This is a genomic window from Gluconobacter sphaericus NBRC 12467 (assembly GCF_006539125.1).
Taxonomy (GTDB): domain Bacteria; phylum Pseudomonadota; class Alphaproteobacteria; order Acetobacterales; family Acetobacteraceae; genus Gluconobacter; species Gluconobacter sphaericus.
This window is the reverse complement of record NZ_BJMK01000041.1, coordinates 1-16,540: the sequence shown is the minus strand read 5'-3', so window position 1 is coordinate 16,540 and position 16,540 is coordinate 1. Positions and strand designations below refer to the sequence as shown.

The 16,540-nt window shown below is 58.2% G+C and carries 14 protein-coding genes and 1 pseudogene; 8 read left to right on the top strand and 7 right to left on the bottom strand.

Going from position 1 to position 16,540, the window contains the following annotated elements:
• Window positions 1-260, top strand: a pseudogene (locus tag GSP01_RS13185) (aquaporin); the annotation flags it as partial.
• 52 nt (window positions 261-312) lie between these two features.
• Window positions 313-1,851, top strand: coding sequence for a glycerol kinase GlpK (glpK, locus tag GSP01_RS13180; RefSeq protein ID WP_141354227.1), 1,539 nt, complete (start codon window positions 313-315; stop codon window positions 1,849-1,851).
• Window positions 1,852-1,925: 74 nt separating this feature from the next.
• On the opposite strand, the gene GSP01_RS13175 is transcribed toward glpK, so the two are convergent.
• Window positions 1,926-2,963 carry a Rieske 2Fe-2S domain-containing protein gene (locus GSP01_RS13175; RefSeq protein WP_141354225.1) on the bottom strand — a complete coding sequence of 346 codons (1,038 nt, stop codon included), beginning with the start codon at window positions 2,961-2,963 and terminating at the stop codon, window positions 1,926-1,928.
• A 238-nt stretch (window positions 2,964-3,201) separates the two neighbouring features.
• Here GSP01_RS13175 and GSP01_RS13170 point away from each other — a divergent pair, with 238 nt between their 5' ends.
• Entirely contained in the window at window positions 3,202-3,456 is a 255-nt protein-coding gene (locus GSP01_RS13170; RefSeq protein ID WP_141354223.1) for a hypothetical protein, read from the top strand.
• 420 nt (window positions 3,457-3,876) lie between these two features.
• On the top strand, window positions 3,877-4,779 hold the full coding sequence (locus GSP01_RS13160) for a S1/P1 nuclease (protein WP_174787605.1): 903 nt from the start codon (window positions 3,877-3,879) through the stop codon (window positions 4,777-4,779).
• Between the two features lie 24 nt (window positions 4,780-4,803).
• On the opposite strand, the gene GSP01_RS13155 is transcribed toward GSP01_RS13160, so the two are convergent.
• The 3 genes from GSP01_RS13155 to GSP01_RS13145 are packed head-to-tail and all read right to left on the bottom strand — an operon-like array spanning window position 4,804 to window position 9,068.
• Complete coding sequence (locus GSP01_RS13155; RefSeq protein ID WP_141354221.1) at window positions 4,804-6,303, bottom strand: efflux transporter outer membrane subunit; 1,500 nt, start codon at window positions 6,301-6,303, stop codon at window positions 4,804-4,806.
• Between the two features lie 8 nt (window positions 6,304-6,311).
• The gene (locus tag GSP01_RS13150; RefSeq protein WP_141354219.1) at window positions 6,312-7,388 is read right to left on the bottom strand and encodes an HlyD family secretion protein; all 1,077 of its coding nucleotides are present in this window, start codon (window positions 7,386-7,388) and stop codon (window positions 6,312-6,314) included.
• A gap of 15 nt (window positions 7,389-7,403) precedes the next feature.
• Window positions 7,404-9,068, bottom strand: a complete 1,665-nt coding sequence (locus GSP01_RS13145) for an MFS transporter (RefSeq protein WP_141354217.1) — start codon at window positions 9,066-9,068, stop codon at window positions 7,404-7,406.
• Window positions 9,069-9,235: 167 nt separating this feature from the next.
• Between GSP01_RS13145 and GSP01_RS13140 the strand changes: the two genes are divergently transcribed.
• On the top strand, window positions 9,236-10,207 hold the full coding sequence (locus tag GSP01_RS13140) for a LysR substrate-binding domain-containing protein (protein WP_141354215.1): 972 nt from the start codon (window positions 9,236-9,238) through the stop codon (window positions 10,205-10,207).
• A gap of 21 nt (window positions 10,208-10,228) precedes the next feature.
• On the opposite strand, the gene GSP01_RS13135 is transcribed toward GSP01_RS13140, so the two are convergent.
• Window positions 10,229-11,146, bottom strand: a complete 918-nt coding sequence (locus GSP01_RS13135) for a LysR family transcriptional regulator (protein WP_141354213.1) — start codon at window positions 11,144-11,146, stop codon at window positions 10,229-10,231.
• A 131-nt stretch (window positions 11,147-11,277) separates the two neighbouring features.
• On the opposite strand from GSP01_RS13135, the gene GSP01_RS13130 reads away from it, so the two are divergent.
• Window positions 11,278-11,868 carry an NAD(P)H-dependent oxidoreductase gene (locus tag GSP01_RS13130; RefSeq protein ID WP_141354211.1) on the top strand — a complete coding sequence of 197 codons (591 nt, stop codon included), beginning with the start codon at window positions 11,278-11,280 and terminating at the stop codon, window positions 11,866-11,868.
• A gap of 37 nt (window positions 11,869-11,905) precedes the next feature.
• On the opposite strand, the gene GSP01_RS13125 is transcribed toward GSP01_RS13130, so the two are convergent.
• Complete coding sequence (locus tag GSP01_RS13125) at window positions 11,906-13,063, bottom strand: iron-containing alcohol dehydrogenase (protein WP_141354209.1); 1,158 nt, start codon at window positions 13,061-13,063, stop codon at window positions 11,906-11,908.
• Between the two features lie 293 nt (window positions 13,064-13,356).
• On the opposite strand from GSP01_RS13125, the gene GSP01_RS13120 reads away from it, so the two are divergent.
• Together GSP01_RS13120 and amaB are read left to right on the top strand one after the other, a co-directional pair.
• Window positions 13,357-13,671, top strand: coding sequence for an antibiotic biosynthesis monooxygenase family protein (locus GSP01_RS13120; RefSeq protein WP_141354207.1), 315 nt, complete (start codon window positions 13,357-13,359; stop codon window positions 13,669-13,671).
• Window positions 13,672-13,850: 179 nt separating this feature from the next.
• Complete coding sequence (amaB, locus tag GSP01_RS13115; protein ID WP_141354205.1) at window positions 13,851-15,389, top strand: L-piperidine-6-carboxylate dehydrogenase; 1,539 nt, start codon at window positions 13,851-13,853, stop codon at window positions 15,387-15,389.
• On the opposite strand, the gene GSP01_RS13110 is transcribed toward amaB, so the two are convergent.
• A complete protein-coding gene (locus tag GSP01_RS13110; protein WP_167495558.1) occupies window positions 15,390-16,355 on the bottom strand; it encodes a retroviral-like aspartic protease family protein in 966 nt (321 codons plus the stop codon).
• Window positions 16,356-16,540 lie beyond the last annotated feature (185 nt).

The window sequence follows — 16,540 nt, the reverse complement described above, 5'->3', positions numbered from 1 at the left end:
GTCTGTTCTGCTTTTTTGCGGGCTGGGGACAGAGCGCACTGCCGGCTCCGGGCAACTATTTCTGGGTTCCTGTCGTGGCGCCGCTGGTCGGCGGTCCGATCGGGGCGGCCCTTTACCAGTTCGGCCTGCGTCCCTTTATGCCGCGTTATCTGGAACAGACCATCACCGTAGCGCCCGACGGGATCAATCCCGCCGAGCCGGTCCTGGTCGTGTCCAACCCGGACGACCCCGCGTTTCCCGTCGTCAACCGGGTCTCCTGAAATCCGTCTGAAACCCTTCGAACTTCCAAGACCTTTCGCCGGAGAACACATCATGAGCAAGAAAGACTGCATCCTCGCCATTGATCAGGGCACGACCTCGACCCGCAGCATTGTCTTCGGAAAGGATGCGCAGGCTCTGGCCATTTCCCGCCGCGAATTCCCGCAGTATTATCCCGAGCTAGGCTGGGTTGAGCACGATGTCGAGGACATCTGGCGTGATGTGCTCGCCACCGCGCGCGAGGCGATCGATGAGGTCGGGGGTGTGGAGCGCATCGCGGCTCTTGGCATCACCAATCAGCGCGAAACCATCGTGATCTGGGACCGCGAGACGGGTCGTGCCATCCATCGCGCGCTCGTCTGGCAGGACCGTCGCACGGCTAATGAATGCAACCTCCTGCGCCAGCAGGGCAAGGAAGCCATGGTCCGTGAAAAGACGGGCTTGCTGCTGGACCCCTATTTTTCGGCGAGCAAAATTGCCTGGCTGCTCGATCATGTCCCCGATGCCCGTCGTCGCGCGGAGGCGGGTGAACTGGCGGCTGGCACGATTGACAGCTTCCTGCTGTGGCGCCTGAGCGGCGGCAAGCGCCATGCGACGGACATCACCAATGCCTGCCGTACGTCGCTGTTCAACATCCACACGCAGGAATGGGACGAGGAGCTTCTGAAGCTCTTCAATGTGCCGCGCGCCCTTCTGCCGGAAGTCTGCGACAACAGCAGTGATTTCGGTGAGACGGAAGCCAAGCTGTTCGGCGAGAAGATCGCCATCGGCGGCATGGCGGGCGATCAGCACGCCGCCGTCATCGGGCAGGCCTGCTTCCAGGAGGGGATGGCCAAGGCGACTTACGGGACGGGCTGCTTCATGCTGCTCAACACCGGCGAGAAGCCGATCACGTCCAACAACCGTCTGCTGACCACGATTGCCTATCGCATTGGTGGTAAGACCTTCTACGCGCTGGAAGGTTCCATCTTCGTGGCAGGCGCCGGCATCAAGTGGCTGCGTGATGGATTGAAACTGATCACCCACGCTTCCCAGACCGACGATATGGCAACCCGCATTCCGGACAGCCATGGCGTCTACATGGTGCCCGCTTTCGTCGGCCTCGGCGCCCCGCATTGGGACCCGGATTCACGTGGTTTGATCTGTGGTCTGACGCTTGGTTCTACGCAGGCGCATATCGCGCGTGCAATGCTGGAATCTGTAGCTTACCAAACCTATGATCTGATCCGCGCCATGCGTGAGGACGGTGCCATGCGCACCAGCATCCTGCGCATCGACGGAGGCATGGTTGTCAATGACTGGTTCGCCCAGTTCTTGTCCTCTATGCTGAAGGCTGAGGTCGAACGTCCGGTCAATATTGAGACTACGGCCCTTGGCGCGGCTTTCCTGGCGGGCTTGCAGGTTGGACTGTGGAAGAGCCTGGACGAGGTCGCAGCCACCTGGAAGCAGGAGCGTGTCTTCGCACCGAAGATGGACCCGGCACAGCGTCGGATCATGATTGACGGTTGGCACGATGCCGTCCGTCGCACGCTGACGACCAGCGCTCCGGTTGCGCACTCTAGCGCGGAAACGACAGCCAGCCAGGCGACTTGAACGTTAAATAGAAGCGTTAACTTTACAAAAAAACCGACACCAGAACAGGTGCCGGTTTTTTTGTCGTCTTTGCCTCAGGCCGTGAAGAACTGGCTGAAACCCATTCCACGCAGGGCTCGGCGATAGGCGATGGAACTGCGATCTGCCATGACATGCGCTTCCAGTGTCGGGTCGAGCGGAAGGTTTTCGGGCTTCTGCGCCTCGACCAAGGCACGGTCTTCCTCAAAGACCTTTCGGTTGAAATCATAGACCGCCTGAATCGGGATATATTTGTCGAAGTTCCGGCAGATCGGCGAAAACATGCGTGTCATCCGTGCGGAAACGGGTGAGGCGGCATTCATGATGACCAGCCGTCCATCATTCGGAAAATGGATTTCCAGCGTTGCCACGAAAGGTACGTGGATGCGGAAATGCCGTAGCCACTCAAAGCCCGGTTTTTCCCAGTCCTCATGCCCGACCGGGAAATTGCTGACTGTGCTGCGATATTCTGCCTCGAACCCGTCTTTTGTCATTCTGGGCATATAGGAGGGAACGACGGGGTTATCTGGATCGGCGAAGGTCTCGGTATGGACGAAGGCGAAATGAGCCACGTCGATGAAGCCTTCGACCTGCCGTCCCGCAAAACCCGCGATATCGATCCAGGGACAGGTGATCTGCTGAAAATCTGCTTCGTCCCAATGGGGCATTGGCGGGATCGTCACGACCCCGTCGGAATTCAGACATGTCCAGATCAGCCCGTACCGCTCGACGGCCGGATAGGTCCGCAGATTCAGTTTGGAAGGAATTGCACTGTCAGGATGGGCGGGTACGCGCACGCATTTTCCGCCATCACCGAAGCGGAAGCCGTGATAGGCGCAAGCAATCGTCTCGCCATTACCCGTGCCCATGCTGAGCGGGACGCCACGATGCGGGCATAGGTCATCGGCAATTACGATCCTCCCACCTGTGCGATAAAGCACAAGAGGTACGTCAAGAAGCGACACGCCCAATGGTTTTTCTTCAAGTTCGCGCACCAGCGCGACCGGATGCCAGCAGCGGCAGAGAAGATCCCAGTCCGCCGCTTCGAACGTGCAGTTTCGGGGCAGGGGCACGGTGGCGGTCTGTGAGATCATGGGAAGCTCCGGAACATGAGAAGACATCATTCATGATCGGAACGTTCGCGGATATATCAAATTACATGATCATTCGTTCGCAAAAAGAGATCTCTTGAGTGAAGTGAGGTGCTTTTTATGGAGTTCCGACTTTGATCTTGTGGAAGGTGGCAGTATCCTGCCTGTCAGTCCGGAAAATGAACGAATGCGACTGGCGTGTTTGTCCCATCCTTCGCCGGCAAACAGGAAGTATGTCCGCATGACCGTCTCGCAGCAGTCCAGCCCTTTTTTCCAGCAGCTGCGTCAGATCAACGGAGATCGGGGATTTTTTGCAAATCTGGGCGGTTTCTTCTGCGTCAGCTGTATGATGGGGCTGGGCAACCTGTTCAGCCAGTCTCTGTTTCATGAAAACATGGCATGGCTTCTAGAGCCTCTGATGATCATGATCGCACTGTATTTCTTCCTGCCGTATTTTATTCTGCTGCTGACGAACAAACGCTCCAGCGAGGGCTGATCCTAGACAGTTCGACCTCCGCTTTTCTGCCGCGCGAAACAGACAGGCATCAGTGATTCGTATGCTCATTAAGGTTTTGCTGACATAGTTCACGACTTCTTCGTTACCCAGACGCTGCATATCTGACGTGCTGCTGAAGGCCGGCATACGGGCATGGCCATCCGCCGTTTTGCGGTTTACGCCGTTCAGGATCGGCATGATCAGACGGAGGGTTCGAAGAACCGTTAGTTGATGTGCCCTGTTCTGCTTTTGGGGATTCTGCTTTCCGTAGCTCGGGTAAGCCGGGTGGGAGTGTTCCCGGAACATGGGAATATGTGCGGGCACGACGACGTGGTCTGTGCCGCAGAATGCCTTGTGATGCTCTTGAAACGATGAGAAGCTGTGGCAGCATCACTTTCAGAGTTGGACAGTCAGGTTTCCATGCAATTTCGTCTTCTTTGTGCGTCCCTGATCGGGGCCGGCTCTCTTGTCTTTTCTTCCAGCGCATTTGCGTGGGGGCCTTACGGTCATGCGATCGTGGCAGATATCGCGCAGGAGCGTCTGACGCCACAGGCCCAGAAGGCCGTCACGGCCCTGCTGGCACTTGAGAACCATCAGACCCTTGATCAGGTCGCTTCCTGGCCGGATACGATCGGTCATGTGCCTAAGAAAAAGGGTGGTCTGCCTGAGACGTTGAAATGGCATTACGTCGATATCGACGTGTCCCATCCGGCTTATGATCAGGCCCGCGACTGCCCCGACCATGCCTGCGTCGTCGAGAAGCTGCCCGAGGAGACCAAAATCCTCGCTGACACGCATGCTTCGGCTCAGGACCGGCTGGTTGCCCTGAAATGGGTGGTGCATCTGATGGGCGATATCCACCAGCCGCTGCACGCTGCCGAGCGTAACAAGGATATGGGTGGGAACGCCATCCGCCTGACTTATTTCGGCGACAACGCCAACGGCCACATGAACCTGCATTCCCTGTGGGACGAGGGGGTGATGGACCATGAGGCGGACCTGCATGTTGGCCCGTTCTACAGCATCGACGCCGCCCGTGCGAAGAAGGAAGCAGACCGTCTTGGCGCCCTGATTACACCGGATGAGACGAAATACTGGGTGCAGGATCTGGACGGGGGCGATGTTTACAACGCAACGGTTGACTGGGCCGACGAGAGCCACTCCCTCGCTCGCAGTGTGGCCTATGGCGCACTTCCAGCGAACAAGGGTGCCGATATCGGCAAGGACTACACCGCGCTGACCTGGCCGATCATCGAGTTGCGTCTGGAGCAGGCCGGTGTGCGTCTGGCAGCCGTTCTCAACACTGCCCTGAACGGCGGCTGAGAACAGTGCCTGTGTGGATGGATGTCAGGATTTCTGCGCCCATCCACCGCCCAGCGCCCGGTACAGATGGGCTACGGAAACAGATACGCCGGCGCTGGATTCAGCCAGCGCGCTACGGCTCGCCAGAAGGGCGTTCTGCGTTGTCAGGACGTTGAGGAAGTCTCCAGAACCCTGACTGTACTGAAGCTGCGCAATATGGACGGCGGTCTCGTCTTCCGAAACCGTTTCTTCCAGCCGCTTCCGACGCTCTTGTGCGGCACTCAGATCCGCCATGGAATCATCAACTTCCTCCCAGGCTTTCAGAAGCGTGCGCTGTAACGCAATCGCCGCTTCCTTCTGCTGGGCCCGGCGCAGATGAAGCTGTCCGGTCAGGCGTCCACCTTCGAACAGTGGCAGCGTCATTGTCGGGCCGAACCCGTACTGACGGGATGCCCATGAGCCTAAGCCGCTGAACTGTAATGCCTGAATATCGAGACTGCCCGAGAGTGTTACGCGCGGGAAAAAGTCTGCAATCGCCACGCCGATGCTGGCCGTCGCGGCATGGAGGTGATCCTCGGCGGCTCGCACATCCGGACGGCGCTCAGCCAGTTCGGAGGGCAGGCCAACCGGAATGATATCGGGAACGGGCGGGATCGTCTGTGTCGATCCAAGCCTTTCCTTCAGCGCGCCCGGCTCCCGCGCCGTCAGGAAGCTCAAGGCGTTCACAAGATGCACTTCCTGACTTTTAAGGACTGGAAGTCGTGCCTCAAAGCCATGCATCTGTCCACGGGAATAGGCGACGTCGAGTTTCGTTGCTGTACCTTGTGCGAAGCGCAGTTCCGTCAGTTTTACGCTATGCTGTGCAATGGCGATGCTCTGCTGCGTGATGCCGATCTGCGTCTGGATATTGCGCAGGCTCAGATAATCCTGAGCAGTTTCCGCCATCAGAGAGACAAGTACGTCGCGGCGTAGTTCTTCTGTTTCCTGCATGGCTGCGGTAGCCGCTTCGATCTGCCGCCGGACATGCCCCCAGAAATCGACCTCCCAGGACGCACTCAGCCCGTATTGTGGCAGATTGAAAGACGGGTTGCCCTGCGTGCCATTCATTGCCGCCGGTCCAAAGCCCTGTTGACCGCTGGCAACCTCGCCGGCGCCGGCCTGCTGCATGGTGCCCAGCAGGCCGAGAATACCATTCGTGCTGGCCCGCTCACGGGCATAGGATGCAGCGCCTTCCATATGCGGCATCTGGGCGGCACTGGCGATCTTTCGTTCGGCCTGGCTTTCCGTGAAATGCAGGGCAGCCTCGCGAAGGTCGAGGTTGTTGCGCGCCACATCCTCTTCAAGCGCCGTCAGCGTTGGGTCACGATAGATCCGCCACCACTGAGCCTCAATGACGGAGGTTTCCTGTGGATGGCTCGCAGCAGGTGCGAGGCTCTGGTGCCAATGGGCCGGTGCATGCGGGTCGGGACGATGATAGTCCGGACCGACTGTGCAGGCGGACAGCGCGGTGAGTGCCAACAGAAGGCAGCGGGAGGGTTGGAACATGAAAGATCTCATTTCCAGAGGTACCGCTCGTCATGGGCATGAATGCCTTCAGGCGTCGAGGAAGTGTCGATCTGCGCTTCAACGGACATGCCGACGCGTACCTTTTCTGCCAGAGGCTGGCCAGGATCGAAGGTCAGCTTAACCGGAACACGCTGCACGACTTTGGTGAAGTTACCCGTTGCATTGTCAGGCTGGATCGCGGCGAAAGCTACACCCGTCGCCGGGGCTAGACTGTCCACATGCGCCTTGAGCGGATGGCCGGGGAAAGTATCAACCCAGATTGTGGCACTCTGACCGGTCTGAACCTTCGTCAGTTGGGTTTCCTGAAAATTCGCCAGCACATAAGCCTTGCGCACCGGCACGACTGCAAGCAGTCCTGTACCCGGATGAACATACGCACCAACGCGCACGCCACGCTCGCCGACTACGCCGTCCACGGGGGCAGGGATGGTGCAGTAGGACAGGTTCAGTTCGGCCTGATGCTCGGAACTCTGCGCTTTTAGCAATGCGCCCTGTGCTTTTTCGAGCTGCGCCTTCAGCACCGCGACCTGCTGTTCGGCCGTGCTGGTTTCAGCCTTGTCGCGGGCCAGGGCGGCGACGGCCTCAAGCTGCCGTGCTTCCGCACTCTGCTGCTGCTCGATCGTACTGGCTCCGCCAGCGGAGAGATTGCGATACCGTGCCGCATTCTGCCGGGCGAAAACCAGCGCGGCCTCGTCGGACTGCACGGTATATTTCGCCGCATCGACGATGGAGCCCTGACGGTCCAGCAAAGCCTGAAGGTTGTCCACATCGCCTTGCGCTGCAGCGGTATCGCCCTGGGCTTCTCTTAAAGCCGCTCGGTAATCGTCATCTTCGATATGGGCGAGTTCTTCCCCGGCATGGACGTATTCATTGTCCTCAGCCAGTACCCGGTCGATACGGCCAGAGACTTTAGGAGCTACGGTTGTGAAATCGGCCGTGACATAGGCGTCGTTGGTTTCCTGACGGATGCCGTCACCTACGAAGAAGCGGTCAGCCGTCCAGGCCAGACCTGTCAGGACAACGACCGCACATCCGGCCAGAAGAAGAGGTTTTCCGTAAATCATATTGAGGCAGGTCCGTCAGTGTGCGGTGGCTGGAAGGGAGGAAGGATCGGGTTCGCGGGCGGCAGCGGGTATGGCCGGAGCAGGCCCCTTGCCGGGCGGATAGACCCGTTTCGGCAGCACGGTCGTTAGTGCGACATAGGCAATGCTGAGGCACATCACGACGAAATAGATGTCCACCAGTGCCAGCGTGATCGACTGTTCGTGCAGATAAGTGTGGAAGATCTCGAGTGTATTACGTGCTACATGATCGCTATCGGGCGAGCTGTTGCTAATTGCTGCGTGGATCGGATTGCCCATGCCCGATAGTGCGGTGGCGTTGTTGCCTGCCCGGTCCAGCAGCATTGTGGAATGATACTGTTCCCGGCGACGGAGCAGGATTTCGAAAATGGCAGCTGCGAGTGCATTGGCCATGCCCTTGAGCATGTTGACCATGCCTGAGATGAACGGGCCGTCCGCTGGCCCCAGAGACATGGTGGCCAACATGAGCACTGGGATCACGACCATTGGCTGACCGAGGATCTGAAGCGCCTGAAGGAGATAAAAGTTATCCCGTACCCAGTCTGGTGTCAGCCAGGTTCCAAGGAGCGCTGCCAGCGCCAGACACGACATGCCAAACGCCAGCACATACCGACAGTCCACCCGCGCGGAGTTGCAGAGCGCAGCCGTCAGCGGCAGCACGATGAGCTGGGGCAGGGCAACCGTCAGCGCGACTGGAGCTGCCTGAATGGGTCGATATCCCCGTACGGCTTCCAGATACGTCATCGGCACTTCCAACATCAGTCCGCAGATTACCAGCACGCCAACGAGTGTTAGAAGCGCCATCGTGATGTTGCGGTTCTTCCAGTACTGAAGCCGGAAGAATGGGCTGTGATGGTGCCATTCATGGAACAGGAACCCCACGAACAGTGCGCCGCCCCAGAATGTCAGATGGGAGATGATCGGCGAACGGAACCAGTCCAGCCGGTCTCCCTGATAGAGCACGGTCACCACACACAGGATGGACGGCACACCAATGAAAAAGCCGCGCCAGTTGAAATTTTTGAACCGTTCGAGATGCACCGGATCGCGTGGCAGTCCGTAGGCCATCATGGCGATGGCGATGATGCTGAAGGGAATGACCTCCCAGTACAGCCAGCGCCAGCCTACATGCTCGAACCACATTGCCTCGAGTGGGCCACCCAGATTGGGGCCGAAGGTCGCGCTCATCGCATAGCCACCAATGCCAAACACCTTGACGGGTGGCGGCAGGTATTTGAGCATGACCGTCATCAGGACCGGCGGCAAACACCCGGCGCTCAGCCCCTGCGCCGCACGAAGGAAGCACAGCGAGACCATATCCGGCATAAAGGGCAGCGGAATTGACAGAATGGCGAGGACAGCCGTCATGAAGATCGAGAAGCGGTAGATCGAGAACGTCATGTAGAACCAGGGCGTGAACGCCATGGCCGCGATGTTGAAGGCTTCATAGATCGAGGTGAACCAGGTCCCCTCGTCATGCCCGATATGCATCGCACCACGGATATCGGCGAGGCCGATTTCCGTTATGTGCTCATTGAAGCCGGCCACATGCACGGCCAGAAGCATTCCCAGACAGCCGACAATGGTCCGCATGCCGAAGGGCGGGATATAGGAGGGCTGCGCGGGCGGTGCACCTGCTGGAGGCGAATCTGCTGGTTGCATGGGGTCTCTTTCGTTTCGGCATAGCCACTATCCGGGGTGCGCTGGTCCGAAAACCCACGTTTGTGGTAAGTGACGTTTCCATTTTTCGTAAAGGTTGAGGAAAACCTTTCCATTTTCACGAGAAGGCGTGAAAATATGTTCGCAAACCGCAGAAAACGGAGGATAATTTGGTAAAGCGGACCGACGGCCACAGACGCTACGATCTCGATCTTCTGCGGTATCTTCAGGTTCTCGTAGAGGAAGAGAGCGTCTCAAAAGCCGCGCTGCGCATGAAGGTGAGTGACGCCGCCATGAGCCGCCATCTCGCAACGCTACGGACTGTTTTCGGGGATCCGATTTTGGTCCTGTCAGGCCGACGCATGATGGCCACGACTTTCGCCAACCGGATCCGCGATAGAGTTCAGAGTATCGTGCGCGACGCTGATGCGCTGGTGAATGACAGCGAAACGCTGAACCTGCGGCACCTCTCACCCCGTTTCACGATCCGCGCCAATGATCTTGTCGTCAGTGCGTTTGGGCATACCATCCTGATGGCCCTCAAGCAGGAATGTCCAAATTGCAGCGTTGTGTTCGCTCCCGAAACGGAAGAGACGGCCAGTGAGGCTCTGCGGAACAGCCAGATTGATCTCTATGTTGGCGCCACGGACGACCTGCGTCCTGAAATCATGCGCCAGACGCTGTTCCTGACGTCATTTCGCGCGATAGTTCGTGAAGGGCACCCTATCTTCGCGCGAGGTATTACACCGCAGACGCTGGTCGATTACGATCATATCAGTGTCTCCCGCAAAGGCCGATCCTATGGCCCGATCGACACTATTCTCAAGGAACGCTATGGCCTGACCCGCCCTATCGCGATGGTCGTGCCGACCTACCATTCCATGATCGATACCATGCGCGAGACGGATATGATCCTTCCCTTGCCCGACATCGTGATTGACCGCCTTCCACTTTCCCAGATCCAGCTTGAGGCTTTCGATTTCCCGTTCGAACTGCCGCCTGTTACGTCTTTTCAGGCCTGGCATCCCCGCGTGGATACAGACGGAGTGCACCGCTGGTTGCGCGATACGGTCTTTCAGGTCATTCGCCGCGAACTTGTCCGCTTTCGTGGAGAAGGCAGCCTCATCCTAAAGAGTTCTTGAGCAAGGATCCGGGAATTGCGTTCATAGATTTTCCGCAAGCGGTCTGAGGCTGGCCTGAAGACGCGGGACGACGAAATCCAGAAAGGCCCGGATACGTTGGGGCACCTGCTTTCCGCCCTGGTAGAGCGCATGAATCTCTTCCTCGTCCCGCGTGCCGCTTTCGGCAAGAATTTCTACAAGACGTCCCGCGGCCAGATCCTTGCGCACATGATATTCTGCAAGGCGCGCCAGCCCGGCCCCACGGATCGCGGCCCAGCGGACGGTTTCGCCATTATTGGCTAGCAAGGGGCCCTGGACGAGCCGATCCACGATCCTGCCCCGCTCCCGAAGAGGCCAGACCGGAGCTGCCCGGCGGAAATTAAAGCCCAGACAGCGATGATGCTCCAGATCGTCCACCGTTTCAGGCCGTCCGAACCGCTCCAGATAATTCGGTGCGCCGACGATCAGCCGCGGCACGCTTCCCAGGTAGCGGGCCGTCAGGCTGGAATCCTGCAGTTTTCCAACACGGAAGGCGACATCTGTCCGGTCCAGATACAGGTCCGTCATTTCATCGGAGAGCGACAGATCGACCACGATATCCGGATAGGCCTCCCAGAATGCGGGGAGAAGCGGCTCCAGTACCAGCGTTCCGAATGCCACGGACGCATTGATCCGCACTGTTCCTGTAAGCTGGACGGTTTTCTTGGACAGGAACCCTTCCATGTCATCCAGCTCTGCGATCAGGGCTTGTGCACGGTCGTAATAGGCCAGACCTTCGGGCGTGACTGACAGTCTGCGGGTCGAGCGCTCTACGAGCCGGGCCCCCAGACGGTTCTCCATCCGCCTGATCAGTTTGCTGACGGTGGACGGTGTGGTCATGGAAAGGCGTGCGGCCTCGGAAAAGCTGCCGCTCTCCACAACGCGGAGAAAGATTTTCATCTCCCCGAAACGGTTATCCATCTGTCTTCCGATCTATGAAACTGTTTCACAGGTTTTGTGGAGATCGAAACAATTATCAAGGGAGACTTATCGGTTCATCGTAGCCTTTAAACACTCCCATCCCCGATACCTGACAAAACGGATACGCGATCATGACGAAAATTCTGCTCCTTAACGGCGGTAAGGTCTTCGCCCATTCCCACGGCCGGCTGAATGACACGCTTCAGGCACTGGCAGCGGACATTCTGTCTAAAAACGGCCATGAGGTCCGTCAGACGAAGATTGATGATGGCTATGACGTGGAGCAGGAAGTTGAGAGCTTAATTTGGGCCGATCTGATCATTTATCAGTGCCCGGGCTGGTGGATGGGGCTGCCTTGGATCGTCAAGAAATACATCGATGAAGTCATGACGGCTGGTCACGGCAAACTTTATGCCAATGATGGCCGCAGCAGGGCCCATCCGGAGCGGAAATATGGTTCGGGCGGTCTGGTACAGGGCAAGCGTTATATGCTGTCAACGACCTGGAATGCCCCGGCAGACGCCTTCACGGACCCGAGCCAGTTCTTTGAAGGGCGTGGTATCGACGGGGTGTATTTCCCGTTCCATAAAGCCCATGAGTTCCTGGGCATGTCCGCGCTGCCGACCTTCCTCGCAACGGACGTGATAAAGGCGCCAAATGTGGAGGCAACACTCGCCGCCTACCGCCAGCATCTGCAGGACGTTATCGGTAGGGCGTCCTGACTGGAACGGGGGCCGCCTGCGCCGCCCCCGTCTTTATTTAGAGGCTCATCTGTAGAACGCGGCTACTGACGTCCGGCGTAATGTCGGCATGTTCACCCAGTGCGGTCATACCATGGGCTTCAAGCTGCCCGATCAGCGGCTCGATGGCGTCCTCGCCAATATTGTACGCTGACAGGCGCGTGGGGATGTCCATACTTTCGAAAAATTCTTCCGTCCGTACGATGGCCGCTTCGATCCGCTCGTCTTCCGTGCCTTCGTGCAGGTTCCATACGCGGGCTGCGTACTGAAGCAGCTTGCCGCGCTTGGCTTCTTGTCGCACGCGAAGCATGGAAGGCAGAACAATCGCAAGCGTTCTGGCATGGTCGATGTCATAGCGGGCCGTTAGTTCATGACCGATGCTGTGCGTGGACCAGTCCTGCGGCATGCCGACGCCGATGATTCCGTTGAGTGCCAGTGTGGCGATCCACATAAAATTGGCGCGGAGTGAATAGTTTTCAGGCTCCTTCAGCGCTTTCGGCCCGATTTCGATCAGGCTGAGTAGAAGTCCTTCGGCAAATCGGTCCTGCGCCAGTCCGTCTGCGGGATAGGTCAGGTACTGTTCCATGATGTGAACGAAGGAATCTACAACGCCATTTGCAACCTGCCGGACGGGCAGGGAATAGGTGCGTGTCGGATCCAGAACCGAGAAGCGCGGGAAGACATGCGGGCTACCGAACGCTAGCTTCTCGCGCGTGGACTGACGGGTAATGACGCTGAAGCTGTTCATTTCCGAACCCGTCGCCGGTAGCGTCAGAACGGTGCCCAAAGGCATCGCTGCTTTGACGTTCGCGCCATGTGTCGTGAGGATGCTCCATGGATCACCCTCGAAATCCACGGCGGCGGCCACGAACTTGGTGCCGTCGATCACGGAGCCGCCGCCGACAGCCAGCAGGAAGTCCAGTTTTTCCTCCCGGATGAGTTCTACGGCCTTCATTAGGGTTTCGAATGTCGGGTTGGCTTCGATACCGCCGAATTCCCGTGTGAAACGGCCTTCAAGCGCTTTGCGGACGGTCGGAAGTGTTCCGTTGCGTTCTGCGCTCGCTCCGCCGAACAGGATCAGAACGCGTGCTTCGGCGGGGATATGATCGGCCAATTTCGGGATCGTGTTCTCGCCGAAAATGATGCGTGTGGGATTGTAGAATTCAAAATTCTGCATGGGTCCTGTCTTCAGAGGAATTTTCTGATTGAGCCGTCATCGACGTGGGGTCTGTGGCCCGCAAGATCAAGATGCCGCTGCGTTGTCCTGCTTTGAGATATCCTGCCGTTTTTCTGCCGTTTGGCACAGACGGGAAGATGCTCTGGTTGCCGGTGAGAGCATTGTAAGTGCTGCGTCGGGGTGCAATCTCAGGGGGGCGGGTGAGCAACCCTGGCGAAACCGCAGGGGCAATCCGCCCGTTAAAATACTACGCAGGCTCAGGTCATGCAGAGTGAGAAAATGGGGGTGCCGCGATGTATATTGCCATGAACCGCTTCAAGGTCCGACCGGACAGCGAAGAGGCTTTTCGCAAAAAATGGATGGATCGTGATGTTCTGCTCAGAACCGTACCCGGATTTGTAAGTTTCCAGCTCCTTCGCGGGCCAGCGATGGAAGATTACGTTCTTTATGTCTCGCATACCGTCTGGGCGTCTTATGATGCTTTCATTGGCTGGACCCGATCGGAAGAGTTCCGGGCCGCGCATGCTGGTGCCGGGCAGGGAGCGGTGCTGACGCTGGGGCCACCCGTATTCGAGGGCTTTCAGGTCTTGCAGGATATCCAGGTTTGAACTTCTGCGCGTGAAGCATTGGGAAATGCCTGCTCGGGGCACGTCAACTTGACGAACCAGTCATAACGGTTTGTGAATAGAACTGACGCGGGGTCGGGCGTGAAATGCTTTTCGGTCAGCTTTATGCAGATCCGGCCGTGTCCCGCGTCCGGTATGAAAGACCTAGGACAGGAAGAACAATGACGGCATCTCTCCGTTGCGAAGTGGCAGCGCTCCTCGACAGTCTTGGCGTGTCGCCTGATCTGTATACGGGAGGCAGTCTGGCGGTGAAGTCTCCGCTGACGGGAGAGGTAATGGCCGAGGTTGCGGAAATCAGCGCAGAGCAGGCGACGAAGACGATCGCCAGCTCACTTGACGCGTTCAAAGCCTGGTGCAGGGTTCCGGCACCGCGTCGCGGTGAACTTGTGCGCCTGCTGGGTGAGGAGCTTCGAGCCAGCAAGGAGGCGCTCGGGCGTCTGGTGACCCTGGAAGTGGGCAAAGTACCGTCCGAAGGTCTGGGCGAAGTGCAGGAAATGATCGACATCTGCGACTTTGCGGTCGGTCTGTCCCGTCAGCTTTACGGCCTGACGATCCAGTCCGAACGCCCGGATCATCGCCTGACGGAGCAATGGCATCCTTCGGGGCCGGTGGGGATTATCTCTGCGTTCAACTTCCCGGTGGCCGTCTGGTCCTGGAATGCCGCGCTGGCGCTGGTCTGCGGTGACAGCGTAATCTGGAAGCCTTCGGAAAAGACCCCGTTGACAGCACTGGCTACGCAGGCTCTGTTCCTGAAAGCTGCAGCCCGTTTTGGTAGTGACGCACCGGCCGCGCTCAGCACACTTCTGCTCGGGGGCCGCGAGATCGGCGAACTGATGGTGGCAGACCGTAGTGTTCCCATTATCTCGGCGACGGGTTCGACCCGGATGGGCCGGGATGTCGGTGAGCGGGTGGCGCGGCGTTTCGGGCGCTCCATTCTGGAACTTGGGGGGAACAATGCGTCGATCGTCACGCCTTCCGCCGATCTGGATCTGACGCTGCGGGCCGTTGCTTTCGGTGCCATGGGAACCGCTGGCCAGCGCTGCACGACGCTGCGTCGTCTGTTCGTGCATGCTAGCGTCTACGACATGCTGGTTCCGAAGCTGGTGAATGTCTACAAGGCGATTTCGGTTGGCAATCCGGTCGAAGGGGACGCGCTCGTTGGACCGCTGATCGATGCGGCTTCCTTCAGGATGATGCAGGCCAGCCTGAAAGCTGCCGCGGACGCAGGCGGCACGGTTCACGGTGGAACGCGCGTCGATGTGAACGGTGAGACGTCGTTCTATGTTCGTCCGGCGTTGGTTGAGATGCCATCGCAGACGGGGCCGGTTCTGGAAGAAACCTTCGCGCCGATCCTTTATGTTATGAAATATGACACGCTTGACGAAGCCATCGCGCTTCAGAATGACGTGCTGCAGGGCCTGTCGTCTTCGATCTTTGCCACAGATATCCGTGAGGTCGAGCAGTTCCTGTCTGCGCAGGGCTCCGACTGCGGTATTGCGAATGTTAATATGGGGCCGTCCGGCGCGGAAATCGGTGGTGCCTTCGGGGGAGAGAAGGAAACCGGCGGCGGGCGTGAGTCCGGTTCTGATGCTTGGAAGGCCTATATGCGCCGGCAGACCAATGCTATCAATTATGGTCGTACTCTACCGCTTGCGCAGGGTGTGAAGTTCGATGTGGATGGCGGTTCGGCGGACGCCTGATCACGGATTTTCAGAGGGGCGGGGCGCAGGCCTTGTCCCTTGGTCCGGTGTGGGTGGGGCCTGCTTTTCCTCGCTGGCATGCGTGATGCTGAGCCGGTCATGGGTCGGCGACCAGGGGAGAGCTTTTTCCTCGACATAGCCCGGCGGGGGTTTGAAATCCTCAAGCCAGAGCCTACCCTTCATGGGGTTGATCAGGACGTTGAAATGCTTGAGGACGTCCATTCCCAGAATATTGAATTCCGCATCCGGGACGACATCCAGTGTGATGTCATGCAGCGTGTGTGAACCGAGTTGCAGCGTGTTGAAATGATGCCTGTGCCCGAGCAGGACCTCTCCTGCGCCGACACGGATCTCGTCATCCTGAGCGAGCATGCGGTGTGAAATACCTATCTTTCGCGCTACCCATTGCTGGATGATGGAGCGGTTGGCGCTGGTATTGATCTGCATGTCCACCTTGTGCCCGTCCAGCACAGCCGTCATCTGATTGAGCTGGGGAGACTCATCATCGAACGAAACAAGGGGAATGAAGGGCCCCGGATCTTTCATGAGCGTTCCGATATCAGGGCAATCTGGTGCTGTGTCGTAAGTAAAGATAGCCATTTTCTGGGAGTAACGGTCGATCAGGACATGGTAGTTCCCGAGAATGTCCCACCCGATATCCACCATCAGGAGCAGCCCGTCCGGTGCTTTCGGGGGGCGTTCGCCGACTAGAAGGGCAGTCATGTCCTTGAGGACAGCCTGTCCGATCTGAAGGCTGTGGACGGTAGTGGAATAGTTCCCGCCCGTTCCAGTGACGGAAATGGTCCTGATGGGGTCTTCCTGGTAAAAATCAAAACCCTTCGCGTCCCAGACACTCGTGCGGGTGGTGAAGGTCGAGAAAAAGGCGCCGACGTCATGGTCATTCACTTTGACATGAATCACAGGCGCACCGGCGGGATTTAGGAAAGGCAAGACTTCGCTCGTCATGACGCAGTCATGAATGGATCTGGCCTGGGCGGACGGAATGAAGGTGAGCAGAGCGAAAAAGGCAGAGGAAACATTCCGCCTGAAAGACAGTCTGCCCATCACTGATCCTAACTCAAGGGCGAGGTAATCCTGCCAGAACCTTGTCCCGTTTTTCCGCAGAAGCCAAATACTTTCACGGGGATGTA